At 70.0% G+C, this 22,954-nt stretch carries 23 protein-coding genes and 1 pseudogene; 19 read left to right on the top strand and 5 right to left on the bottom strand.

Translation table 11 applies throughout. The features are described from left to right. The first annotated feature begins 98 nt into the window (after positions 1-98). Positions 99-626 carry a cupin domain-containing protein gene (locus QN206_03490; protein ID MDR7613867.1) on the top strand — a complete coding sequence of 176 codons (528 nt, stop codon included), beginning with the start codon at positions 99-101 and terminating at the stop codon, positions 624-626. Here QN206_03490 and QN206_03485 read toward each other — a convergent pair. Further along, complete coding sequence (locus QN206_03485; protein MDR7613866.1) at positions 623-1,669, bottom strand: alcohol dehydrogenase catalytic domain-containing protein; 1,047 nt, start codon at positions 1,667-1,669, stop codon at positions 623-625. The genes QN206_03490 and QN206_03485 overlap by 4 nt on opposite strands. Continuing rightward, a complete protein-coding gene (locus QN206_03480; protein MDR7613865.1) occupies positions 1,666-2,697 on the bottom strand; it encodes an alcohol dehydrogenase catalytic domain-containing protein in 1,032 nt (343 codons plus the stop codon). The genes QN206_03485 and QN206_03480 overlap by 4 nt, the downstream gene beginning before the upstream one ends. 147 nt (positions 2,698-2,844) lie before the next feature. Here QN206_03480 and QN206_03475 point away from each other — a divergent pair, with 147 nt between their 5' ends. From QN206_03475 to QN206_03435, 9 genes are all read left to right on the top strand, one after another. Continuing rightward, the gene (locus QN206_03475; protein ID MDR7613864.1) at positions 2,845-4,701 is read left to right on the top strand and encodes an FAD-dependent oxidoreductase; all 1,857 of its coding nucleotides are present in this window, start codon (positions 2,845-2,847) and stop codon (positions 4,699-4,701) included. A gap of 165 nt (positions 4,702-4,866) precedes the next feature. Further along, on the top strand, positions 4,867-8,004 hold the full coding sequence (gene ileS, locus QN206_03470) for an isoleucine--tRNA ligase (protein MDR7613863.1): 3,138 nt from the start codon (positions 4,867-4,869) through the stop codon (positions 8,002-8,004). An 80-nt stretch (positions 8,005-8,084) separates the two neighbouring features. Next, positions 8,085-8,825, top strand: coding sequence for an amino acid racemase (locus QN206_03465; protein MDR7613862.1), 741 nt, complete (start codon positions 8,085-8,087; stop codon positions 8,823-8,825). Between the two features lie 30 nt (positions 8,826-8,855). Continuing rightward, on the top strand, positions 8,856-9,488 hold the full coding sequence (locus QN206_03460; protein MDR7613861.1) for a TraR/DksA C4-type zinc finger protein: 633 nt from the start codon (positions 8,856-8,858) through the stop codon (positions 9,486-9,488). After that, on the top strand, positions 9,485-9,952 hold the full coding sequence (gene lspA / locus QN206_03455) for a signal peptidase II (GenBank protein MDR7613860.1): 468 nt from the start codon (positions 9,485-9,487) through the stop codon (positions 9,950-9,952). Before QN206_03460 ends, lspA begins: the two co-directional genes overlap by 4 nt. Positions 9,953-9,958: 6 nt before the next feature. Continuing rightward, entirely contained in the window at positions 9,959-10,885 is a 927-nt protein-coding gene (locus QN206_03450) for an RluA family pseudouridine synthase (GenBank protein MDR7613859.1), read from the top strand. Position 10,886: 1 nt separating this feature from the next. Then, entirely contained in the window at positions 10,887-11,462 is a 576-nt protein-coding gene (gene pyrR / locus QN206_03445; GenBank protein MDR7613858.1) for a bifunctional pyr operon transcriptional regulator/uracil phosphoribosyltransferase PyrR, read from the top strand. Further along, positions 11,459-12,643 (top strand): MFS transporter, encoded by a 1,185-nt coding sequence (locus QN206_03440; protein MDR7613857.1) that lies wholly within the window; start codon positions 11,459-11,461, stop codon positions 12,641-12,643. The genes pyrR and QN206_03440 overlap by 4 nt, the downstream gene beginning before the upstream one ends. Before the next feature lie 8 nt (positions 12,644-12,651). Beyond that, positions 12,652-13,248 (top strand): GNAT family N-acetyltransferase, encoded by a 597-nt coding sequence (locus tag QN206_03435; GenBank protein MDR7613856.1) that lies wholly within the window; start codon positions 12,652-12,654, stop codon positions 13,246-13,248. A gap of 1 nt (position 13,249) precedes the next feature. Here QN206_03435 and thyX read toward each other — a convergent pair whose 3' ends face one another. After that, positions 13,250-14,056 carry an FAD-dependent thymidylate synthase gene (gene thyX / locus QN206_03430; protein MDR7613855.1) on the bottom strand — a complete coding sequence of 269 codons (807 nt, stop codon included), beginning with the start codon at positions 14,054-14,056 and terminating at the stop codon, positions 13,250-13,252. 96 nt (positions 14,057-14,152) lie between these two features. Between thyX and QN206_03425 the strand changes: the two genes are divergently transcribed. The 5 genes from QN206_03425 (at position 14,153) to QN206_03405 (ending at position 17,002) form a co-directional block, all read left to right on the top strand. Continuing rightward, positions 14,153-14,380 (top strand): hypothetical protein, encoded by a 228-nt coding sequence (locus tag QN206_03425; GenBank protein ID MDR7613854.1) that lies wholly within the window; start codon positions 14,153-14,155, stop codon positions 14,378-14,380. Positions 14,381-14,385: 5 nt separating this feature from the next. Continuing rightward, a complete protein-coding gene (locus tag QN206_03420; GenBank protein MDR7613853.1) occupies positions 14,386-14,991 on the top strand; it encodes a CoA pyrophosphatase in 606 nt (201 codons plus the stop codon). After that, positions 14,988-15,695, top strand: a complete 708-nt coding sequence (locus tag QN206_03415; GenBank protein ID MDR7613852.1) for a metallophosphoesterase family protein — start codon at positions 14,988-14,990, stop codon at positions 15,693-15,695. Before QN206_03420 ends, QN206_03415 begins: the two co-directional genes overlap by 4 nt. After that, complete coding sequence (locus QN206_03410; protein MDR7613851.1) at positions 15,662-16,552, top strand: histidinol-phosphatase HisJ family protein; 891 nt, start codon at positions 15,662-15,664, stop codon at positions 16,550-16,552. Before QN206_03415 ends, QN206_03410 begins: the two co-directional genes overlap by 34 nt. Before the next feature lie 93 nt (positions 16,553-16,645). Continuing rightward, positions 16,646-17,002: a MerR family transcriptional regulator gene (locus QN206_03405; protein MDR7613850.1), complete on the top strand. Its 357-nt coding sequence runs from the start codon at positions 16,646-16,648 to the stop codon at positions 17,000-17,002. Positions 17,003-17,092: 90 nt separating this feature from the next. On the opposite strand, the gene QN206_03400 is transcribed toward QN206_03405, so the two are convergent. Continuing rightward, complete coding sequence (locus QN206_03400; protein MDR7613849.1) at positions 17,093-17,878, bottom strand: EAL domain-containing protein; 786 nt, start codon at positions 17,876-17,878, stop codon at positions 17,093-17,095. A gap of 394 nt (positions 17,879-18,272) precedes the next feature. Continuing rightward, positions 18,273-20,177 (bottom strand): annotated as a pseudogene (locus tag QN206_03395) (GAF domain-containing protein). A 62-nt stretch (positions 20,178-20,239) separates the two neighbouring features. On the opposite strand from QN206_03395, the gene nifS reads away from it, so the two are divergent. From nifS to QN206_03375, 4 genes are all read left to right on the top strand, one after another. After that, entirely contained in the window at positions 20,240-21,418 is a 1,179-nt protein-coding gene (gene nifS, locus QN206_03390) for a cysteine desulfurase NifS (protein ID MDR7613848.1), read from the top strand. Positions 21,419-21,527: 109 nt separating this feature from the next. Then, entirely contained in the window at positions 21,528-21,884 is a 357-nt protein-coding gene (locus QN206_03385) for an NADH-quinone oxidoreductase subunit A (GenBank protein MDR7613847.1), read from the top strand. Further along, positions 21,872-22,393 carry an NADH-quinone oxidoreductase subunit B family protein gene (locus QN206_03380; GenBank protein ID MDR7613846.1) on the top strand — a complete coding sequence of 174 codons (522 nt, stop codon included), beginning with the start codon at positions 21,872-21,874 and terminating at the stop codon, positions 22,391-22,393. Before QN206_03385 ends, QN206_03380 begins: the two co-directional genes overlap by 13 nt. Positions 22,394-22,397: 4 nt before the next feature. Next, the gene (locus QN206_03375; protein ID MDR7613845.1) at positions 22,398-22,943 is read left to right on the top strand and encodes an NADH-quinone oxidoreductase subunit C; all 546 of its coding nucleotides are present in this window, start codon (positions 22,398-22,400) and stop codon (positions 22,941-22,943) included. The last annotated feature ends 11 nt before the right edge of the window (positions 22,944-22,954 follow it).

The following is a 22,954-nucleotide window of genomic DNA, read 5'->3' as shown; positions in this document are numbered from 1 at the left end:
TCCTGGAACCGGATGACTGCGAGTATTGTACCCGCAGGGACGCGGTCCGTTCCTGAACCCGGTATCCTGAGAGGAGATCCTTCCCCGGAGGGAGCCGCATGGACGGTGCAAACCGGAAGCCGCCCCAACAGACGCCTGCGCAACCGCGGTCTGTAGCCATCCCGGCCGCCTACAGGCGGTCCTTCGATCCGGAGCGCTTCCGGTGGGAGGGGATCGAGCCCACGGTCTACAAGTTCCGCGCGGGAGAGGTTCGGGGCATGGGCTGGCGGGGTGTGCAGCGGCTCACCCTCACGAGTCCCCGGGAGGTCCCCGCGGCCTTCGAGCTGCGGTACTTCGAGATCGAGCCCGGAGGGTATAGCAGCTTCGAGAAGCACCGACACGTGCACTTCATCCTGGTCCTGCGGGGTCGGGGCCGGGCCGTGGTGGGCACCCGGATCTTCGATCTCGCGCCCTACGATCTCCTGTATGTCCCGCCCCTCGTGCCGCACCGGTGGGTCAACGAGGGAGAGGAGCCCTTCGGGTTTCTCTGCCCGGTGGACGCGGAGCGGGACCCGCCTCAGCCGCTGGACGACGCGGAGTGGGAGGCCATCGCCACCGACCCCCTCACCGCCCCGTATGCCTTTTAGATCATCTCCACGAGCACCTTGAGGGCCGGCCCTCCCGCCCGCGCGGTGCGGTAGGCCTCGGGAGCCTGACGGAGGGGGAACCGGTGGGTGACGAACTCCGCGGCTCGGATCACGCCCGTTGAGATCCACCGGAGCGCCTCCCGGGTATCCCGGGGCCCCGCAGAGTACGACGGGAGGAGGGTGACCTCCCGGAAGAAGAGCGCGTGTGGGTCTAGGGGAAGAGGGCTTCCGGGCGGGAGGGGGGCGTACAGGAGGATCGCGCCGCCCGGGCGGACGGCCCGGGCGGCGGTGGCCCATGCGTCCGGGGAAGCCGCGGCCACCACCGCGAGGTCCACTCCCGCCGTTTCGATCGCCTCGGGTTCACTCACCGCATCCGCCCACCCCCGGGCCCGCTCCCGGCGCTCGGGCGCCGGATCCGCAGCGAGCAGCTCCCGGGCACCCAACCTGCGGGCAAGTTTTCCCAGGACCTGCCCGGAGAACCCCGCACCCAGCACCAGGATCCGGGTACCCCGAAGGCCCTGTCCCTGCGCGCCGAGTCCGCGCAGGAGCCCTTCCGCCCGCCGCAGGGCCTTCACCGCGCACGCCACGGGCTCGATAAGGGCCGCGTCGTCGAATCCCACTCCCGGTGGGAGCCGCAGGGTGTCCCGTTGCAGGATCTCCGGAGGGACCCGCACGTACTCCGCCATCCCGCCTGGTTCGATGCGGCTTGCACGCCACGCGGTGCAGTGGACCTCGTCCCCTCGATGGCAGGCCGCGCACGCCCCGCAGGGGGCGTGGTGGTGCACGAACACGGCTTCCCCAACCCGCCAGCCGGTCACCCCTTCGCCCAATGCCGCGATCTCCCCGCTGAGTTCGTGGCCGAACACGAAGGGGATGCGGGGAGCCACGTACCACTCCATGAGGTCCGAACCGCAGATCCCGCAGGCCCGTACCCGGACCACCGCCTCCCCGGGGCCGGGCCGCGGGGCGGGGAGGTCCTCGAGGGCCACCTGGCCCGGTGCCCTCAGCACCGCGGCTTTCATGGTGGCCGGGAGGGGGTTCATGGGGCGCCCGGGAAGAGGGCCACCTTCAGGGCGTCCATGCCTCGGTCCAGCTCCTCGAAGACCGAGACCACCTCCTGGAGCGGCCGCCTGTGGGAAACGAGGCGGATCAGCTCCCCCGCGGCCCGTGACAACAGCCCGTACGCCCCCAGGGCGTCCTCCGTGGTGTAGTGGAAGGAGCTCGTGATCGCGATCTCGTCGTAGTGTAAGCGGCCCGCGTCGAATCGGACCTGGGTGTTCCGGGCGAGTCCCCCGAAGAGGAGCACGCGTCCGCCGGGCCGGACCAAGTGCACCGCTTCCTCCCAGACCTCCCGTCTCCCCGTGCACTCCACCACGGCTTCGAACCCCTCCGGCCGTCGGATCCACAGCGCTTCCATGCACTCCTCGAGGCTCCCCTCCACCACCTCGGCTCCCAGTTCCCGGGCGCAGAGGGCCCCCCTTGGACGGCGGGCGACCACGGTGAGGCCGCGGACGCCGTTTACCTTCAACACCAGGGTGAGGAGGATTCCCATGGGGCCTCCTCCCACCACCAGGACGTCGTCGGGAGTCCCCAGCCGCTTTGCACCCCGGACCGCACACGCGAGGGGTTCCAGGAGCGCAGCCACGGTCTCCGGGACCCCCGGGGGGATGACGAAGAGGTGGTGTCGCACGATGTCCGCGGGAAGGCGCACGTAGTCCGCGTAGACCCCCAGCGCCATCCGGTGGGATTCAAAGAGCCGGTGGCAGAGGTTGCCGCGTCCCTCCTCGCAGCGGGAGCAGGCACCGCAAGGAGCCGTGGGAAGCCACACCACCCGCTCGCCCACCCGCCATCCCTCCACCCCTTCCCCCACCTCGGCGATCTCCCCCGCCCCCTCATGACCGAAGGGGCCGGGTACGGGGATCCGCGGGTGACCCTGCCGGTAGGTTTTGAGATCCGTGCCGCAGGTGAGGGCGACGCGGGTCCGGACCACGACCTCCCCTGGGCCCGGCTCCGGCACCGGTGCCTCCCGGAGCACGAGCCGCCGCGGGGCTTCCAGGTAGGCCTGTCGCATGGAGGTGGGCTTCCCCTGATCCAACTCTCCTGCCATGCTACGGGGAGAGGTCCCTGAGTTCAAGGGAAGCGCGATTCCTGCAGGAGCCTGGACGGTTCTGTACGTAGTTAAGCCAGGATGTGATCGCGGAACGGGAGGGATCTGTCGGTGCGCGAACGTAGCCCTTCCTGCAGAATCTGCTTCTGCCTTGTGATGGGGCTCCTCCTGGCTCTGCCGGCCCCTCTCTCCGCGCAACCCCGCTCCCTCACCGTGGACCTCCTCGTGTACGGGGCCACGCCGCAAGGGGTGACCGCGGCCGTGGCCGCGGCCTCCCGGGGCGTTCGGGTGCTGCTTGCGGAGCCTACGGGATCGGTCGGGGGTGTCTTCTCCCGGAGCTGGCTCAACACCGTGGATTTGACGTGGGATCGCCGGGGGCATCCCCTCTACGGCGGTCTCACCGCGCAGTTCGTGCTGAGGATCGGGAGCCGGGATGGCCTGGACGTGGAGCGGGCGGAGCAGGTGCTCAGGAGCATGCTCTCCGAGGCCTCCGTGGTCCCCCGTCTGGGGTGGAGGCTGGTGGGTGTTCAGGGAACGTCCCACCGTCTGGAAATGGCCTCCTTCGCGACACCGGGCGGGACGGTGGAGGTGCGGGCCGCAGCCTTCCTGGACGCCACGGACCTCGCCACCCTGGCGGCTGCGGCGGGTGCGCGCTTCACGGTGGGACGGGAGGACACGGGCTTGGATCGGCGCCAGATGGCGGCATCCCTGATCTTCCGGCTCGGGGGCCTCTCCTGGGAGCGGGTGGGATCCCGGGCCTGCCCACGCCGTCCGTGCCCCATGGGGAGCGGCCGGGTCGGCCGGATGATCTGGGGGTTCAACGACCTTGTGGCCCGGTACGTCCCCAGCGATCCCGAGCGGTTTGCCCTTCGAGGGTTGGAGCTCGCCCTCCAGGACGACGGCACGGTCCTCGTGAAGGGGTTGCAGGTGTTTGGGGTGGACGCCACCGATCCGGAGAGCTCCCGCCAGGCCTACCTCCAGGCCCAGGCGGAGGTGGGGAGGGTGGTGCGTTTCCTCCGGCGTATCGCTCCGGACCTCTTCGGTTCCGCAGAACTCCTGGGCGTGGCCCCTTCCCTCTACGTCCGGGAGAGCCGGCACCTGGTCGGCCGCTACCGCCTCCGGGCGGACGACGTGCTGTACGGCCGGGACTTTCCGGATGCCCTCTCCCTGGGCGGGTACCCCATGGACGGCCAGAGCTACATCGCCGGCGAACCTCCCTACCTCCCCGGGATCCCCGCTCCTTACGGAGTCCCCCTCCGGTGCCTCGTGCCGGACGGGTTCACCAACCTCCTGGTGGTTTCTCCCGCGGCCTCCTTCGATTCCGTGGCCGCCTTCTCCGCCCGGGTGGTGCCCCTCCAGATGAGCCTCGGGGAAGCCGCGGGGATCACCATCGCCTTGGCCCATGCCCTGGGGCGTCCTCCCACGGTTTTCCTGGAGGATTCTCAGGCCCTCCAAACCCTCCGGCGGGCCCTCCAGGCGGCGGGCATCCGCCTCAGCGCTCCCAGACCTCCCGTCCCCGAGGACGTGCTGGACCCCGGATACCCGGAAGCGGTGGAACTGCTCCGGCGGGGGCTTTTCAACGGTTCCTACCGACTCCGGGGAGGACTCCACCTGGACCGCAAAATGTCCCTCCGGGAGTGGCTGGAGAACTTGGAGCACTTCCTCCGGGCCCGCGGGAGTCCCGCGGCCCTGGAGACGCTGCTGGCGGTTCGCTCGGCTTCCTATTCCACCCTGGGGTATCCCCTCTCCGTCTCCTCCGCGCTCTCGCTTCTGCGGGCCCTGGGCCTTCCGGGAAGCATCTCGACGACGGGCCCCTATCTTACCCGGGGCCAGGGCGCCGCCCTGCTGTGGAGCGCGATCCGCAGCGCCTTCCTCCCCGCCGCGGAGCGGGGGCCGGCCCGCGCACCCGAGTGCCGGGAAGTCCTGGGATTGCAGGTCTGCGTGGGCGGGTCGGAGGGGCGACGGTAGGCGGGGAGGCCCGCGGCGTTGACGGTCGGACCGGACCGCGTGGTAGAATTCCGGGCAAAAGCGGGGAAGGGGAGGAGTACCGCGGGTTCCGGCGCCGCAGAGAGTTCCGGGGATTGCCCGTCCCGACCGGGCGGGCATTTTTGTTTGTTCAGGGAGGGAGTGGCCATGGGATTTACACCGGCATCGCCCAAGGTGAACTTCCCGGAGCTGGAGGAGCGCATCCTGGCCTTCTGGCGGGAGCAGGACGTTTTTCGGCTGAGCCTCCGGCTGCGGGAAGGACGGCCCCAATTCACCTTCTACGAGGGGCCGCCCACCGCGAATGGACTCCCGGGGGTGCACCACGTGCTCGCCCGGGCCTACAAGGACGTGATCCCCCGCTACCGTACCATGCGGGGCTACTACGTGCCCCGCAAGGCAGGGTGGGACACCCACGGGCTTCCCGTGGAGATCGAGGTCGAAAAGGAGCTGGGGTTAGACAGCAAGCGGGAGATCGAGGCGTACGGGATCGCCCGCTTCAACGAGCGGTGCAAGGCCTCCGTGTTCCGGTACGAGCAGGAGTGGGTGCGCCTCAGCGAGCGCATCGCCTTCTGGCTCGATTACGAGCATCCCTACATCACCTTCACGGACGAGTACATCGAGTCGGTCTGGTGGATCCTCCGGCAGCTCTGGGACCGGGGCCTCATGTACCAGGCCTATAAGGTGGTGCCCTACTGCCCTCGGTGCGGGACGCCCCTGAGCAGTCACGAGGTGGCCCTGGGGTACGAGGAGGTGGAGGATCCCTCGATTTACGTGCGGTTCCGGCTGCGGGACGATCCCCGGACTTCCCTCCTCGTGTGGACCACCACCCCCTGGACCCTGCCCGCGAACGCCGCCTGCGCGGTGCACCCGCACGTGCCGTACCTGAAGGTCCGCCAGGGGGACGAGATCCTGGTGGTGGCCCGGGACCTCGTGGACCGGGTCCTGCAGGGCCCGTACGAGGCGGTGGAGGAGGTTCCGGGAGCCAGGCTCGTGGGGCTCGCCTACGAACCTCCCTTCCGGTTCTACGAGGCCTCCGAGCCCACCTGGACCGTGCTTCCCGCGGAGTTCGTCAGCACGGAGGAGGGCACGGGGATCGTGCACATCGCCCCCGCCTACGGGGAGGAGGATTTGGAGCTGGGCCGGCGCTACGGCCTCCCCGTCTTCCACCCCGTGGGACCGGACGGCCGGTACACCGCGGAGGTCCCGCCCTGGCAAGGGCGGTTCGTGAAGGAGGCGGATCCCGGGATCATCGAGGCCCTGCGGCATCGGGGGCTGTTGTACCGTTCCGAGACCTACCTCCACACCTATCCCTTCTGCTGGCGGTGCGGGACACCCCTCCTCTACTACGCCCGCATGAGCTGGCATGTGGCCACCAGCCGTCTGCGGGATCGGATGATCCGGGCCAACCGGGAGATCCGTTGGGTGCCCGAGCACATCAAGGAAGGGCGGTTCGGCAACTGGCTGGAGAACCTGACGGACTGGGCCCTCTCGCGGGAGCGGTACTGGGGCACGCCGCTCCCCATCTGGGTCTGCGAGCGCTGCGACCACCGGCACTGCGTGGGCAGCATCCAGGAACTCCGGGAGATGAGCGTGCGGCTGCCGGAGCGGTTCGAGCTGCACCGGCCGTACGTGGACGAGGTGGTGTTGCGCTGTCCTCGGTGTGGGGACAAGATGCGGCGGGTGCCGGACGTGATTGACGTGTGGTTCGACTCCGGGGCCATGCCCGTGGCCCAGTGGCACTATCCCTTCGAGAACCGGGAGGTTTTCGAACGGTCCTTCCCCGCGGATTACATCTGCGAGGGCATCGACCAGACCCGAGGGTGGTTCTACAGCCTCCACGCCATCGCGGTGATGCTCTACGACCGACCCGCCTTCCGGAACTGCGTCTGCTTGGAGCTCGTCCTGGACGAGAAGGGCGAGAAGATGAGCAAGAGCCGGGGCAACGTGATTGACCCCTGGACCATCCTCCATCGCTCCGGCGCGGATGCCCTGCGATGGTTCTTCTTCTCCGTAAGCCCGCCGGGGATCCCCAAGCGGCTGAGCCTGGCTGCGGTGGAGGAGGTGGTGCGGCGGTTCTTCCTCACCCTCTGGAACACCCACGTCTTCTTCACCACGTACGCGAGCCTGGACGGGTTCGACCCCTTCCGGACCCCGGCTCCTCCGATCCGGGAGCGGCCCGCCCTGGACCGGTGGTTGCTGTCCCGCTTGGCGGATCTGGTGGAGACCGTCACGGATGCCCTGGAGAACTACAACCCCACGGACGGGGCCCGGGCCATCGAGGCGTTCGTGGAGGATCTCTCCAACTGGTACGTGCGCCGCGGCCGCCGGCGGTACTGGAAGTCCCAGGACGACGAGGACAAGCGGGCCGCCTACCACACCCTTTACACCGCCCTCGTCACCGTGGCCAAGCTCATGGCCCCCTTCGCCCCCTTCCTCTCGGAGGCGCTGTACCAGAGCCTGGTGCGTGCGGTGGATCCCCAGGCGCCCCTCAGCGTGCACCTGTGCGACTGGCCGGAGACGGATCCCCATGCGCGGGATCTGGAACTGGAAGCTGTCATGGAGGAAGCGCGGGAACTCGTGCGGCTGGGTCGGGCGGCCCGCAGCCGGGCCGGCATCCGGATCCGGCAGCCCCTGCCCGCGCTCCTCGTGGTGGCTCCCCGCACGCGCCTGGCGGGGCTCACGGAGCTCGTGGACCTGGTGGCGGAGGAGCTGAACGTGAAGGAGGTTCGGTTCCTGGGGGAGGCCAGCGCGTACGTCACCTATGAGGTCAGACCGCGGTTCGACCGTCTGGGTCCCCGGTTCGGACCCAGGGTGCAGGCCGTCGCCTCCGCCCTCGCGGCCCTCGAACCCGAACAGGCAGAAGCCGTGGCCCGAGAGGGGCGGGTCACCCTTGCCCTGGGACCCGAGACCGTGACCCTGGAACCCGAGGACCTGGAGATCCGGCCCCGGGAGCGGCCGGGGTTCGTGGCGGAGGCGGGGTCCGGGATCGTGGTGGTCCTGGACACCCGCCTCACGCCGGAGCTGGTGGGGGAGGGATGGATGCGGGAACTGGTGCACCACGTGCAGCAGCTCCGCCGGGATGCGGGGCTTTCGGTGGACCAGCGGATCGAGCTGTGGGTGGAGGCCACGGGGGAGGTGGCAGAAGCGGTGCGAGCCCACCGGGAGACCGTGGCCGCGGAGGTGCTGGCGGTCCGGGTGGAGCTGGGCCGAGGGGAGGAGGGGATTGCGCGGGAGGTACGGTTGGCCCATGGCCCCGTGCGGATCGTCCTCCGGCCGGTAGGATAGGCTGGATTGATCTCCCGGATCCCGTGCTAAAATGGGTGCCTCGGGACGTTACCGCGTAATGTCGGATAGGGGAGGCACGGATGTCGCTGACGGTCGGGGTCCTGGGGGGGATGGGCCCTCGGGCGACCGCGGATTTCTTCCGGAAGCTCATCGAGCTCACCCCCGCGCGACGGGACCAGGACCACCTCCGGGTACTCGTGGAGAGCAACCCGCAGATCCCGGACCGCTCCGCGTTCATTCTCGGGGGAGGGGAAGATCCTACCCCGTGGCTGGTGGAGGCCGCGCGGAGGCTGGAGGCTGCGGGTGCGGACTTCTTGGTGATCCCGTGCAATACGGCCCACTATTTCCTGGAAGCCATCCGCCGCAGCGTGAGGATCCCGGTCCTGGACATCACGGAGGCGGTGGCGGAGGCCGCGGTCCGGGCGGTCCCGGGCCTGGTCGCCGCGGGGCTCCTGGCCACCACGGCCACCATCCGCGCCCGCCTTTACCACCGGACCTTCGCCCGGCGGGAGGTCCGGGTGGTGGTTCCGGAGGGGGAGGAACAGGAGGTCGTGGATCGGGCCATCTATTCGGTAAAGGCGGGAGATCTGGGGCCCGCGGTACGGGAGGGGGTCCGACGGGTGGGGCTCGGGCTAGTGGATCGGGGGGCTCAGGCCATCGTGCTGGGATGTACCGAGATCCCTCTCGTGGTGGACCCGGCTGAGTGGCCGGTCCCGGTCATCGACTCTACCCTGGCCCTGGCCCGGACCGCGGTGCACGCCGCCCTCTCCGCATGCCGGGAAGAGGACGAGCCCGTGGCACGTTCCCAGAAGGGACGGTAGGGGACCCGCATTCCACACCAGGGAGGTTGTATGGCAAGGGCGAGGAAGGTGGCGAAGAGGGGGACCTCGAAGAAGACCGTGCGCCGGTCCCCGGGGAAGCCGAAGAAGATGGTGCTCCGCCGGAGGCGGCTGGTCACCCCGGAAGCCGGAGCGAAAGCGGCTCCCGCGATCTCCGGGGAGGTCGCATCGCCCCAACTACAGCCTGCAGAGACTTCCCCCGGGGGAAGCCCGCGGATGTCCGCGGCAGGAGCCGAGACCCGATGGACCGCCCAGCCCATCACGGAGCGCGACTACCCGGAGTTCCGGGCGATGCTGCTGGCGGAGCGGGATCGCCTCCTCCGGGAGCTGGCCGCCATGGACCGGCAACTCCGGCAGGTGGAGGAGCTGGGCTTGGTGGAGCAGTCCTCGGAGGACGACTACGGGGACGTGGCCGCGGAGGCGGTGGAGCGGGAGAAGGGGTTTGCCCTGGAGACCTCCGTCCAGGGCATGCTCCGGATGGTGGAGGATGCCCTCCGCAAGCTGGATGCCGGGCAGTACGGCATGTGCGAGCGATGCGGGGAGCCCATCGACGTGGAGCGGTTGCGCGCTCTCCCGTTCGCGAGACTATGCATCCGGTGCAAGACCGAGGAGGAACGGGAGCGGCATCAAGCCCGCTGGGCATGAAGCGGGGCCGGGGCGGGGCCGCGCTCCTCGCGACGCTGGCCATCCTGGTGGTCCTCCTGGATCAGGTGGCGAAGCACGCGGTGATGCGGACCCTCTCCTTCGGAGAGACCTTCCCCGTCCTTCCCCCGCTGCTGCGCATCACCCTCCACCGGAACACGGGCATCGCCTTCGGCCTCCTGGGCGGTGCCAATGCCCTGGTGGGCGTGCTCGCGGCCCTCACCGCCTTCCTCCTGTTCGCCTTCCACCGGGACCGGTGGGCCGCGGATCGGGTGGTCCTGGTGGGGTTGGGGCTCGTGCTGGGGGGAGCGGTGGGAAACCTCCTGGACCGGGTGCGGTGGGGCTTCGTGGTGGACTTCATCGAGCTCCCCTACTGGCCCGTCTTCAACCTGGCGGACACCTGCATCGTGGTCGGCGGGGGGCTGCTGGCCCTGCGCGCGATCCGCTCGGCCCAGGGGGAGCGATAGACCGGGGTGTCGACGCGCCTGGAGGACCTGCACCGCATCATCGTCGAGCCGGAGGCAGAGGGGACCCGGCTGGACGTGTACCTCGCCCGCCGCCTCTCCCTCAGCCGCTCCCGCATCCAGCAGCTCATCGAGGCGGGGGAAGTCCGGATCCACGGCCGCACCGTGCGACCCAGTTACCGGGTCCGGGCGGGGGACGGGGTGGAGGTTCGGATCCCCTCCCCGCAGCCTCCAGCCCTTGTCCCCGAAGAACTCCCCGTGCGGATCCTGTACGAGGACGAGGACCTGGCGGTGGTGGACAAGCCCGCGGGGATCCCGGTACATCCCGGCGCGGGCCGCCCCCGGGGGACCTTGGTGAACGCCCTCCTGGCGCGGCTGGATCGGCTCTCCGGGATCGGGGGGGAGCTGCGGCCGGGGATCGTCCACCGGCTGGACAAGGACACCTCGGGCCTAGTGGTGGTGGCGAAGCATGACGCGGCCCACGTAGCCCTGGCCGCTCAGTTTGCGCGCCGCGCGGTCCGGCGCACCTACCTGGCCCTCCTGCGGGGGGAGGTGCCGTGGGAGGAGAAGACGGTGTCCGCGCCCATCGGCCGCCACCCGGTGCGGCGGAAGGAGATGGCCGTGGTCCCCACCGGCCGGCCCGCGACGACCAGCTTCTGGGTGCTGGAGCGGTTCAGAGGCTACACCCTGGTGGCCTGCCGGCTCCAGACCGGGCGGACTCACCAGGTCCGGGTACACGCCAAGCACATGGGGTATCCTGTAGCCGGAGACCCCGTATACGGATCCCGGGGGGAGCTGGGCCTGAGGCGGCAGTTCCTCCACGCCTGTGAGCTGGTCCTCACGCACCCGCGGACCGGCGAGCGGCTCGTGTTCACCTCGGAGTTGCCGGAGGATCTGCAGGAGGTATTACGGGCCCTGAGGGAAAAAGGGAAGTGAGATGCGGATGCGGCAGAAGGCCAGAGTCATGGACCCGCAGGCCATCGCCCGCGCCCTCGTGCGGATCGCCCACGAGATCCTCGAGCGGAACCGGGGGACGGGCACCCTGGCCCTCGTGGGCATCCGCACCCGGGGAGACGTCCTGGCCCGGCGGCTGGCGGAGGCCATCGAGCGGATCGAGGGGGTTCGGGTCCCCGTGGGCGTGTTGGACATCACCCTGTACCGGGACGACCGCGACCGCCACACCGCGGCTCCCACGGTTCAGCGCACGGAGATCCCCTTCTCCGTGGTGGGGCGGGACATCGTGCTGGTGGACGACGTGCTGTACACGGGGCGCACGGTGCGGGCGGCCCTGGATGCCCTGATGGACCTCGGACGCGCCGCCTCCATCCAGCTGGCGGTCCTGGTGGATCGGGGACACCGGGAGCTCCCCATTCGGCCGGACTACGTGGGGAAGAATCTGCCCACCTCCAGCCGGGAGCGGGTGACGGTGCGCTTGGTGGAGACCGACGGGGTGGACGAGGTGGTGATCGAGGAGCCCGTGGAGGCCACCGAACCGGAATCCCGGCCATCGTGACCCCCCTCGCACCCCTCCGTCACCGCGACTTCCGGCTCCTCTGGATCGGCCTGTTCGTCTCCAACACCGGCTCGTGGATGCAGTTCGTGGCCACCGGATATCTCGTGGACCGCCTCACCCTCTCTCCCGTGTACCTGGGACTGCTGGCCCTCGCCCAGGCCATCCCAAGGCTGGTGTTCGCCCCTATCGGCGGGGTGGTGGCGGATCGGGTGAACCGGCGGACGCTGCTGGTGTGGACCAACCTCCTGCTCGGGGCGAGTGCCCTGCTGCTGGCGGGGCTCACCGCCACGGGCCGCGCCACGGTGTGGCACGTGATCCTCCTGGGCGGCCTCAACTCCTTCCTCATGTCCTTCGACATGCCCGCCCGCCACGCCATGGTCCCTGAACTGGTGGAAGAGGAAGAGGTGCTGCAGGCGGTGACCCTGAACTCCGTGGCCTTCAACGGGGCGGGTGTGCTCGGCCCCTCCCTGGGTGGGGTGGTCATCGCGTGGGCGGGGGAGGCCGCCTGCTTCGCGGTGAACGCCCTCAGCTACGGGGCAGTCGTGGCCGCGGTGTTGCGGATGCACCTCCTGCCCCAGGCCTCTGCCTCCGGATCGGTGTCGGAGGATCTCGTGGACGCCTTCCGTGCCCTCCGGGAGGATCGGACCCTCCTGGAGGTCCTGGCCGCGGTGGCGATCCTCAACTTCTTCGGCCGGCCCTACTTCCGCCTCATGCCCGCCTTCGCCCGGGAGGTGCTGCACGCGGACGCCGCCCAGCTGGGGCTGCTGCAGGCCGCCCCGGGCGTGGGAACCGTGCTCTCCGCCTGGTATGTGGCCCGCTCCGACGCTGGACGGCCCCACCGCCTCATGATCTCCTCCGCGGCCCTGTTCGGCCTCAGCGTCTCCCTCTTCGCCCTCTCCGCGCATCCCTGGGTGTGTCTGGGGTTTCTCGTGGCTTCGGGTCTGTTTCAGTCCGCGGCCATGGCTGCGGCCAACACCCTCCTCCAGACCCGGGTGGATCCCCGGATGCGGGGCCGGGCCATGGGGCTGTACTCCGTGACCGCCTTCGGGATGTTCACCCTGGGGACCTTCCCCATGGGGCTGTTGAGCGCGGCCATCGGGATCTCCCACGCCCTCGCCCTCGGGGGCCTTCTTACGGTGCTCCTGGTCCTCGTGCTGGGGCGCGGCCTTAAAACCCCGTGAGGTGTCCGGTGGACGAGCCCAGCCTCTCCGTGCGTCCGGCCTCCCCACAGGATCGCGGGGCCGTGGCGGAGATCCTCACCAGTGGATTCCTGGAGAAGTTCAGCCGGATCTTCGGGCCGGATCCCCGCAGGGTCGCGCGGATCCTCGCGGACCTTCCCTCCTCCGGGCGGGTCTTCGTGGCGGAGATGGGCGGACGGGTGGTGGGGACCCTCACCTTGGTCCTGGAATCCTCCTCCCCCGCTCCCCTCTGGCCCGTGCTGCGGCGGCACCTTTCCTTTCCCCGGGCCCTGTGGGCCCTCGTGCTCCTGGCCCTGATGGGGAGTGCGGCACCGGAGCCGGATACCGCGCTGATCGAGGCGGTGGCGGTGCTCCCCCAGGTGCGCGGACGGGGCGTGGGCCGGGCCCTGATGCGCCGGGCGCTGGAGGAGGCCCGGCGGGCGGGAAAGCGCCGGGCGGCCCTCTACGTGGTGGAGGGAAACCAGCCCGCCCTTCGGCTCTACGGGTCCCTCGGGTTCCGAGCGGAGCGGCGCGTGCCGCTTCTGGCGGGCCGGTTCCTCTTCGGGGCCTCGCGTCTGCTGTACATGACGCGGGAGCTGGCTCCGTAGCTCACTCCTCGGAGGCGGGGAGCGGTTGCCTCCGCAGGATCGGCACCGTTTCCCCGTTCGGGAGGCGGTGTTCCACCACCTCGAAATCCTGGTAGATGTGCGGGGCGAGGGGTCGGGCCACCTCCGTGAAGATCCGGACCGCCACCTCCCGGATCTCCGCGTCCGCGTGCAGGCTCCCCCGCTTCTCGAAGAACTCCCGCCAGGCCCGGTGGTTTCCGGTGATCACGATGTGGGTCTCCGTCATGTTCGGGAGCACGCACCGGGCGGCCTCCCGGGCCCGCTTCCGTCGCATGCGGCGGTCCGCAAGGCCCTCCAGCTTCCGCTGGGCGAGGCGCACGAGGCGCGCATACGCCTCCTGCGTCTTCCGGTGAACCTCCTCCAGGATCGCGAGGGCTTCCGGATCATCCCGGAACAGGGGCGGGACCACCACCGCGGCGCGCTCCTCGTCCACGAACCGCTGGGAGAGCTGGGAGTAGCTGAAGTGCCGGTGCCGGACCATCTCGTGGGTGAAGGCCCTGGAGACCCCCGTGAGGACCACCGTGAAGCCCGCGTGTTCCAGGACGGAGAAATGGCCCTGCGCGAGGATGTTGCGGAGGTAGTCCTCGTTCCGTGCGGTGGCGGGATTGGGGCGGTGCCAGCTCTGGTAGCACAGCCTGCCCGCGAACTCCGCGAGGACCTCCGCGTCCCTTGCGGAGGTGGTCTCCCACACCCGCCACGGGACTCCGTTCCACGCGTTCAGCACGAACCGGGTCTCCGCCACAAGGTGGATGCGCAACTGGGCGATGGGCAATCCCGAGGATTCCTCCATGGCTTTCCAATCCTCCCGGGTGGTGGCACTCCCCTCCATTTTAGGCCGGCCGGGGATGGGAAGGAGCTTTGGTATGATCTTGCCGGAGGTGCAGCCGTGATCCTGTTCTGGCTTGCGGTACTCCTCGTCCTCCTGCTGGTCTACGGGATGGTGACGGTGGCAGGCCTGTTCGACCTCACCGCCTTCCTCCCGCGCCATCACCCCCTGCGTCGCCTCACGCTCCTGGCGGCTCGGCCCTTCCGGGGCGGCGGCCCGGATGAGGAGGCGGTGGACGAGATGGCTCGCCGGCTCCGGACCGGTCCCGGGGCCTGGCCGGTCGGCTGACGGGCATGGGGGCTTATCCTTCCTGCACCGCCGACCGGGAACCCCGCCCGGGTGTCACCTTCGCCCGGATCCGGGAAGTCCTCCTCGGCTACGTCCCGCGCACGGTGGAGGACGCGTCCCTGCGGCTGGCCGCGGTCCTGATTCCCCTCTACGAGGAGGACGGGAGGATCTGGGTGCTGCTCACCCGGCGCACGGACCGGGTGGCGGTGCACAAGGGCCAGATCTCGTTTCCCGGTGGGGCAGTGGAGGAGAAAGATCCGGACGCGCTCCACGCGGCCCTCCGGGAGGCGGAGGAGGAGCTGGGCATCCGGCGGGAGGACGTGGAGGTACTCGGACAGGTGGACGACGAGTGCACCGTGGTCTCCGGGTTCCTCATCCGGCCCTTCGTGGGCCGCCTTCCCCATCCGTATCCCCTCCGGCCCGCGGAGGAGGAGATCGCGGAGGTCATCCGGATTCCCCTCGCGTTCTTCCTGGATCCCCGCGCGGTGGAGGTCCGGCGGGATCCCTCCGGGAGGCTGCAGTACTTCTACCGGTATCAGGGCCACGTGGTGTGGGGAGCCACGGCCCGCATCCTCCGGCGGTTCACCTCGTTGCTGGAAGGGGACGGGTGAAGCTGGCGGTGCTCTGTGACATCCACGGGAACCTCCCCGCCCTCCAGGCCGTGGCGCGGGAGCTCGCGGAGGTCCCGGGCCTCCAGCACGTGCTGGTGGGCGGGGACCTCTGCTTCGGGGGCCTGGAACCCGCCCAGTGCCTGGACTTCGTCCGGGACCACGGATACGCGGCCATCCTCGGGAACACGGACGCCATCCTCGCGGAGGCCGCCCGGGCCCCGGAATCCCAGGAGGCGGACGAGCTGCTCGCGTGGACGCTGGAGCAGCTCAGCGACGACCACCTCCTCTACCTCGCGGATCTGCCCTTCCACCTCCGCCTGATCCCGGAGGAGGGACACGACCTGTACCTGGTGCACGCCACCCCGTGGAGCGTGGAGGAGCCGGTTCATCCCGATGCGCCGGAGGAGGTGGTGCGCCGCATCTTCGAGGAGGCGGGGGCGCGACTGGTGGTGTACGGGCACGTCCACAAGCAGTACCGCCGACCCTGGCAGGACCGCCTCCTCGTCAATCCGGGGTCCGTGGGGTTCCCCCTGGACGGCGACCCCCGACCCGCCTACGCCATCCTCACGTGGGACGGGAGCTGGCACGTGGAGATGCGCCGGATCGCGGAGGGGTACGACCCCGAGCAGGTGGCCCTTCGATACCGATCCTCCCACCCCCGGGGGGAGGTGTGGGCCGAGCGCATCCGTACGGGGCGGCCGTGATCCCAAGGCCCGACTACCACACCCACCTGGAGAACGTGGGGCTCACCTGGGACGGGCTGACGCGCCTGGTGGAAGCGGCCATGCGGGTGGGGATCACGGAGATCGGGCTCACGGAGCACGCCCACAACTTCGTGCAGTGCCGCACCATCTACCCGCCGGACAACTCGTGGATCCATGCCCGGGAGGTCTCCGAGCGCCGGAACTGGGACTTCGATGCCTACGTGCGGTTGCTGGACCGGGCGCGGGCGGAGGGGCTGCCCGTCAAGGCCGGGATGGAGTGGGACTACTGCCCGGGGCGCGAGGGGGAGCTGGAACGGTGGATCCGGGCCTACGACTGGGATTTCACCCTGGGCGGGGTGCACTGGCTGCGCGGGAAGGATGGCGCGTGGTGGGGATTCGACATCCCGGACCAGCGAGCGGAGTGGGAGAACCGCTCTGTGGACGAGGTGTACGCGGAGTACTTCCGGCTGCTGGCGGAGGCTGCCCAGACCGGGCTGTTCGACGTCATTGCCCATCCGGACGTGGTAAAGGTGTTCGGACACCGGCCCCACCGGGACCCCCTCCCTTGGTACGAGGAGGCGGCCCGGGCCATGGCCCGGGCGGGCGTGTGCGCGGAGGTGAGTACCGCGGGACTGCGGAAACCCGTGGGAGAGCTGTACCCCGCCCCGGATTTCCTCCGGATCCTCCACCGCCAAGCCGTCCCCATCGTCACCAGCTCCGACGCCCACCTCCCCGAACACGTGGGCTACGCGTTCCATCAGGCCGAGGCCGCGGCCTGGGCCGCGGGATACCGCACCCGGTGCCTCTTCACCCGCCGGAGACGAACGGAGGTCCCAATCCATCTGGCGAACACATGATCGCATCTCCGGATCGAACGCACGTCGCCTGTTGAACCCCCCCTCCCCCTGGTATACTGACCTCCGGAACCCCACGGTCCCCTGGAGCTGGCCATGTCGGATCCCAAGGAGGAACTCTTCCCCATCGGCATCGTGTCTCTCTTGACGGGATTGCGGCCCTCTACCCTCCGCCGTTGGGAGGAGCGGGGACTTGTGGCTCCGGTCCGCAGCGGTCGGAGGCGGCTCCGGCTTTATTCCTGGCGGGACATCGAGCAGATCCGGCTCCTGCGCCACCTCATGGAGACGGAGGGACTCTCCCCCCTCCAGGCCAGGGCCGCCGTCCAGGAGGGCTGGCCCAGGTTCACCGGGTGGGAGAGGGGGCTGTGGCGGCGGGGCCGTCCGCCCCGGAGGGGAGGGAACCGGATCGCGGTGGTGCCGGTCTGCGCGGTGGGGGAGGAGTTCGAGCCTTAGAGAGCGAATAGGTTCTGGGGGTAGCCGGAGCGGGCGGCTCGGACGTTCCGGCGGCTCCAGGCGGGCACACCCTCCGGTGTGCCCGCCTCGTTACCTCCCGTTGACCCCCAACAGGTAAGCGGTGGCGGCCTCCGGGTCCATGGGGCGGGCGATGGCGAACCCCTCCGCGTACTCGAACCCCATGGCCGCCACCTCCTCCAGGGCTTGAGGGTCCTCGACGCCCTTCACCACCACCGGGATCCTCCGGTCCCGTGCCCCGGTGAGCAGCCGGTGGGCGGCCTGCCGAGGCTCCGGGGAGGTGGAGATCACGGCCCAGGGAACCTTGAGGGCCCGGATCGGGAGCCACTGGAGGAGGTCCGGAGCGAGGGAGTTGTGGAAGTCGTCCACGTGAACGCCGAGTTCGAGGGAACCTAGCCTCCCGAGCCGGTGGAGCGCCTCCGGGGGCAAGGAGGCGAGGACGCGCTCCGAGACCTCAAGCCGCAGGGTCCGGGGGGAGGCTCCGGTGGTCTGGAAGGCTGCCGTCAGGCGGTCGGGGAGCTGGGGATCCTGAACCTGGGAGGCGGAGAGGTTCACGCTTACCACGACCGGGGATTGCGGGATCCGGGTGGCCCACGCCCGGGCCTGTCGGCATGCTTCCCCGAGGACCCACGCGCCGAGGGTCGGCCCCAGGCCTGCCCGCTCCGCGGCCTCCAGGAACTCCGCGGGCAGCCGGAGGCCGTCCCTGGGGTGCCGCCACCGGATCAGGGCTTCCATCTCCACGGGCACCTGATCCTGCAGGCGCACCACGGGCTGGTAGTGGAGGACGAACTCTCCCCGTTCCAGGGCCCGGCGGATCTCCCCTTCCAGGTGCAACTGGCGGACGGCTTCCAGGTGCATGGCTTCCTCGAAGTACTGGTACCGGTTGCGCCCCGCGGCCTTGGCCCGGTACATGGCCGTGTCCGCCTCCCGGAGGAGGTCCTCGGGCCGGCGGGTCCAATCCCCGACCGCCACCCCGATGCTGGCGCTCATGTAGACCTCCTCCCCGTTGAGGAGAAAGGGGGGACGGAGCGCCTCGATGAGGCGCTCCGCGATCCTTGCCGGATCCGCAGGATCTTGGACTTCCGCCAGCACCGCGAACTCGTCCCCTGCAAGCCGCGCCAGGGTGTCCGTGGACCGCAGGCATTCCTGGAATCGCCTGCTGGCCTCCACCAACAGTTGGTCTCCCGCCGCGTGCCCCAGGCTGTCGTTGACGAGCTTGAACCGGTCCAGGTCCACGAAACAGCACCGCGACCCGGGTACCGGTCCGGTGGGTGCGCTCCAGGGCCTGCCGCAGGTGGTCCAGGAAGAGGGTGCGGTTCGCCAGGCCCGTCAGGGCGTCGTGCAGGGCCATGTGGGCGAGCTGCAGCTCCATGCGCTTGCGGTCCGTGATGTCCATCCCGTACCCGATGAGCCGCACCACATTGCCCTCCGCGTCGAGGACCGGGCAGACCCGCCGGAGGAAGTACCGCTCCTCCCCGGAAGGAGTGGAAACCGCCTCCTCGTACTCCAGGACCCGTTTCTCCTCCATGGCCCGGCGCAGATACTCCTGCCTCCGGGCCGCCAAGGCGGGGTCGCGTCCCTTGCGGCGGCAGTAGTCGTAGTCGTCCCGCCCGATGATCCACTGCCGGAGCTCGGGGTCCCGGATGGCGGAGGGGTTCACGTACACGTATCGCAGTTGGGGGTCGAAGACCGCGATGTCGGTCTGCACGTTGTTCAGGATCTCCTCGTAGAAGGCCCGCTGCGCTTCTACCTCCCGGGCCGCGGCCTCCGCCTGTGTCCGCAGCCGCGCGCTGTGAAGCACCAGGGAGGCCAGGTGGGCGAATTGGGCGAGGGCCGCCACCTCTTCCTCCGTAAAGGGATCCCGGGGATCCTCCCGGGCCAGGTTCAGCACCCCGGCCACCTCTCCCTGGACCAGGATGGGGACGCCCACGGAGTGATACACCCCGTGGAACCTCGGATCCGGGAGACGGCCCGGCCAGCGGGGGTAATCTTCCACCACCACGGGAAGCCCGGTCTCCCACACCCGGCCCGCAAGCCCCTGCCCCTTGGGGATCCGGAGGGGCTCCGCGCGCATCCACCCCACGTTCCCGTAGGCCACCCGGCACCGCAGCGCGTCCCCTTCCACTAGGAACAGGTTGCAGTGGGGCGTCCGCAGGAGTTCGCAGGCCCCCTGGGCGATGGCCTCCAGCAACCGTTCGGTGTCCAGGGCCTGGAGCAGCCCCTCCGTCACCTGGTGCAGGGCCTCCAGCAGGCGGGTCCGCTGCCGGAGGTGGGCTTCTGCCTCCTGGCGCTGCCGAATCTCCTCCTGCACCGCCCGGTAGAGGGAGGCGTTCTGGAGAACCAGGGAGGCGAGTTCCCCGAACTGCTCCATCAGGGCGAGATCCTCCGGGGTGAAGGGAGGGTCTGCGTCCCGCGCCACCACCACGACCCCTCTCACCTCTCGGTTCACCACGAGCGGGATCCCCACCGCGTGGCGGGTGAACGCTAAGCGGGGATCTGGAAGCCTCTCCCGCCACCGCCCGTAGTCCGTAACCAAGAGGGGTTTTCCGGTTTCCCAAACCCGGCCCGCGATCCCCCTGCCCTTGGCCATGCGGAATCCGGTTTGCTGCATCCAGCGGAGCGCCCCCAGGGCCACCCGGCACCGCAGGTGGTCTCCCTCCACGAGGAAGAGGTCTCCGTGGGAGGTGTTCAGGAGCGCGCAGGCCCGGCGGAGGATCTCCTCCAGGAGGGTGTCCACATCATGCCCCTGCAGCAGGCCCAGGGCCGTGCTGTGGAGGGCCTGCTGCACCTCCGTGCGCCGCCGGAGGGCCCGCTCGGTCTCGCGGTGGCCTCGGGAGATCCGGAAGAGCAGTTCCGAGAGGAGGATCACGGTGACGCTCAACCCGAAGAAGGCCACGAGGGCCTCGGATCGGGTGGGGGCCCGGAGGAGGATGCCCAGGAGGGTGGCCACGCCCGTCTGGGGGAGGAGGGCGAGGTAGATCCGACGCTCGCAGGTGGCGGCTGCCAGCAGGACAGGCCCCACCAGGATCACCGCCGCGGAATAAGGCAGCCCCTTCCAGATCCCGAGACCCAGCAGGGCGCACAGCCCCGTGTGCCCCGCCACCAGGAGGAGCGGGAGTCGCCTCCGGCACCGATCCCGCCACCGACTTCCGCCCATGGCCCATCCCGCCCTCCTGAAGTAAGCAAGATGGGTGCCGCGGCCGTATAATGGGCCTGGCCATGCGACGGATCTACCTGGATTATGCCTCCACCACGCCCCTCGACCCCCGGGTCCTGGAGGCCATGGTACCGTATTTCTCTGAACGTTTCGGGAACGCCTCCAGCGTGCACGCCTTCGGGCAGGAGGCCCGGGCCGCGGTGGATGAAGCCCGCCGGATCCTGGCCCAGGCCCTGGGGGCCCGGCCCTCGGAGGTGGTCTTCACCAGCGGAGCCACGGAGGCCGACAACTGGGCAATTTTGGGAGTCGCGTGGGCCCACGAGGACCGGGGGCGGCACCTCATCACGAGCGCCGTGGAGCACCACGCGGTGCTGGAGCCCTGCCGGTTCCTGGAGGAGCGGGGATGGGAGGTCACCTACCTGCCCGTGGACCCCTACGGCCGGGTGGATCCGGAGGATGTGCGCCGGGCCCTCCGGGATGATACCGTGCTCGTGTCCGTGATGCACGCCAACAACGAGATCGGGACCCTGCAGCCCATCGCGGAGATCGCCCGCATCTGCCGGGAGCGGGGGGTGCTCGTGCACACGGACGCCACCCAGTCCTTCGGGGCCCTTCCCCTCCACGTGGATGAGCTGGGCGTGGACCTCCTCTCCGCCAGCGCCCACAAGCGGTACGGGCCCAAGGGCGTGGGGTTGCTGTACGTCCGCAAGGGCACCCGAATCCTCTCCCTCCTGCGGGGGGGGAGTCAGGAGCGGGGAAGGCGGGCAGGCACGGAGAACGTCCCGGGGATCGTGGGATTTGCCCGGGCCATCGCCATTGCCCTGGAGGAGCGGGAAGTAGAGCAGGCGCGGATACGACGGCTGCGGGACCGGCTCATCGAGGGACTCCTGCAGATTCCGGGAGCCCATCTCAACGGGCACCCCACGGACCGCCTCCCCAACAACGTGAACGTCTCCTTCGAGGGCGCGGAGAGCGAGACCCTGCTCCTGAACCTGGACCTCGCGGGCATCGCCGCGAGCAGCGGCTCCGCCTGCACCGCGGGGAGCTTGGAGCCCAGCCACGTGCTGCGGGCCATCGGACTCCCGGAGGACCTGGCCCGGGGGAGCGTGCGGTTCACCCTGGGCCGGTGGACCACGGAGGAGGAGGTGGAGGAGGCCATCCGGGCCACCGCGGAGGCGGTGGCGCAGGTCCGCCGGGTCTCCGGCGGGGGAAGACGGAGACCCGCGGGAACTCGGCGTTGATTCCGCGGGCCGGGTCTGCCATCATCTAGCAGGAAGGCGGGCTCGCGGTGGGCCTGCGGGGAGGAAGCGCCGGAGCCGGGAGCGTCCGTGCACCGGCGTTTTTATGGAGATGAGGGAATACGTTCCCGTCCTGGTGCACCTGGCGATCTCCACGGGGCTCGCGGTGGGGCTTCTCGGGCTCCACGCCCTCCTGGGGGGTCGCTATCCCACGCCTGAGAAGCTGGAGGCCTACGAGAGCGGGGTGTGGCCCTTGGGTTCTGCCCGAGAGCGGGTGCCCATCCGCTACTACCTCATCGCCATGCTCTTCATCCTGTTCGATGTGGAGGCGGTGTTCCTGTACCCGTGGGCCCTGGTGCTGCGGGAACTCGGAACGCCTGCCCTGTGGGCAGGCCTCGTGTTCATCGCCCTGCTGGGACTGGGCTACGCCTACGAGTGGGCGAGAGGGGGGCTGGAATGGCAAGAGTAGATCTGGATGCAGAAGCGGAGGGGCTCCGGCGCAACGTCCTCACCACCACCGTGGACCGCATGCTGGCGTGGGCCCGCAGCTCCTCCGTGTGGCCCGTACAGTTCGGACTCGCCTGCTGCGCCATCGAGATGATCGCCACCACCACCAGCAAGTTCGACATCGCCCGGTTCGGGATGGAGGCCTTCCGGGCCTCCCCGCGGCAATCCGACCTCATGATCGTGGCGGGCCGGGTGAGCCAGAAGATGGCGCCCGTGCTTCGGCACATCTACGAGCAGATGTTGGAGCCCAAGTGGGTCATCGCCATGGGCGACTGCGCCAGCTGCGGCGGGGTATACAACAACTACGCCCTGGTGCAGGGCGTGGACAAAGTGGTGCCCGTGGACGTGTACGTGGCCGGCTGCCCCCCCCGGCCGGAGGCCTTGCTGTACGGCCTCATGAAGCTCCAGGAGAAGATCCGGGAGCAAGGGAAGCTGGGAACCCTCCGCCGCGCGTCGTCCCGGGTGGGGTAGGAAGATGCACGTGGTGGATCCCGCTCCCGTGCAGGCCTTCCTCCAGGAGCGCCTGGGAGAAGGGGTGCTGGAAGTGCACCGGTTCCGGGGAGACCCGACGGTGCTCGTGCGGCCTGAAGCCCTCCTCGACGCCCTCGCGGCGGTGAAGGGGGACCCCTGGCGGTTCGAGATGCTCACGGACCTCACCGCCTGGGACCGGTATCCCACAGAGCCCCGGTTCGAGGTGGTCTACCACCTCCTGAGTCTCAGCCGGCGGGAGCGCCTGCGGGTGAAGACCCGGGTCCCCGGCTCGGATCCCGTGCTCCCCACGGCGATCCCCCTCTTCGCGGGCGCCAACTGGTTCGAGCGGGAGCTGTGGGATCTGTTCGGGATCCGGTTTGTCGGACACCCGGACCTCACCCGGATCCTCCTGCCCGATGACTGGGAAGGGCACCCCCTCCGGAAGGACTACCCCCTCACGGAGGAGCCCGTGGAGTTCAAGGGGTACACCCCGAAGGTTCCCAGCGAGACGATCCCGAACGTCCCCCCTCGCCGGAGGGAGGATCGGTGATCCAGCGGGAG

The sequence above is a fragment of the Armatimonadota bacterium genome (genome assembly GCA_031460175.1).
Lineage (GTDB): Bacteria > Sysuimicrobiota > Sysuimicrobiia > Sysuimicrobiales > Sysuimicrobiaceae > Sysuimicrobium > Sysuimicrobium tengchongense.
The sequence above is the reverse complement of the archived record's forward strand: the minus strand, read 5'-3'. Positions and strand labels throughout refer to the sequence as shown.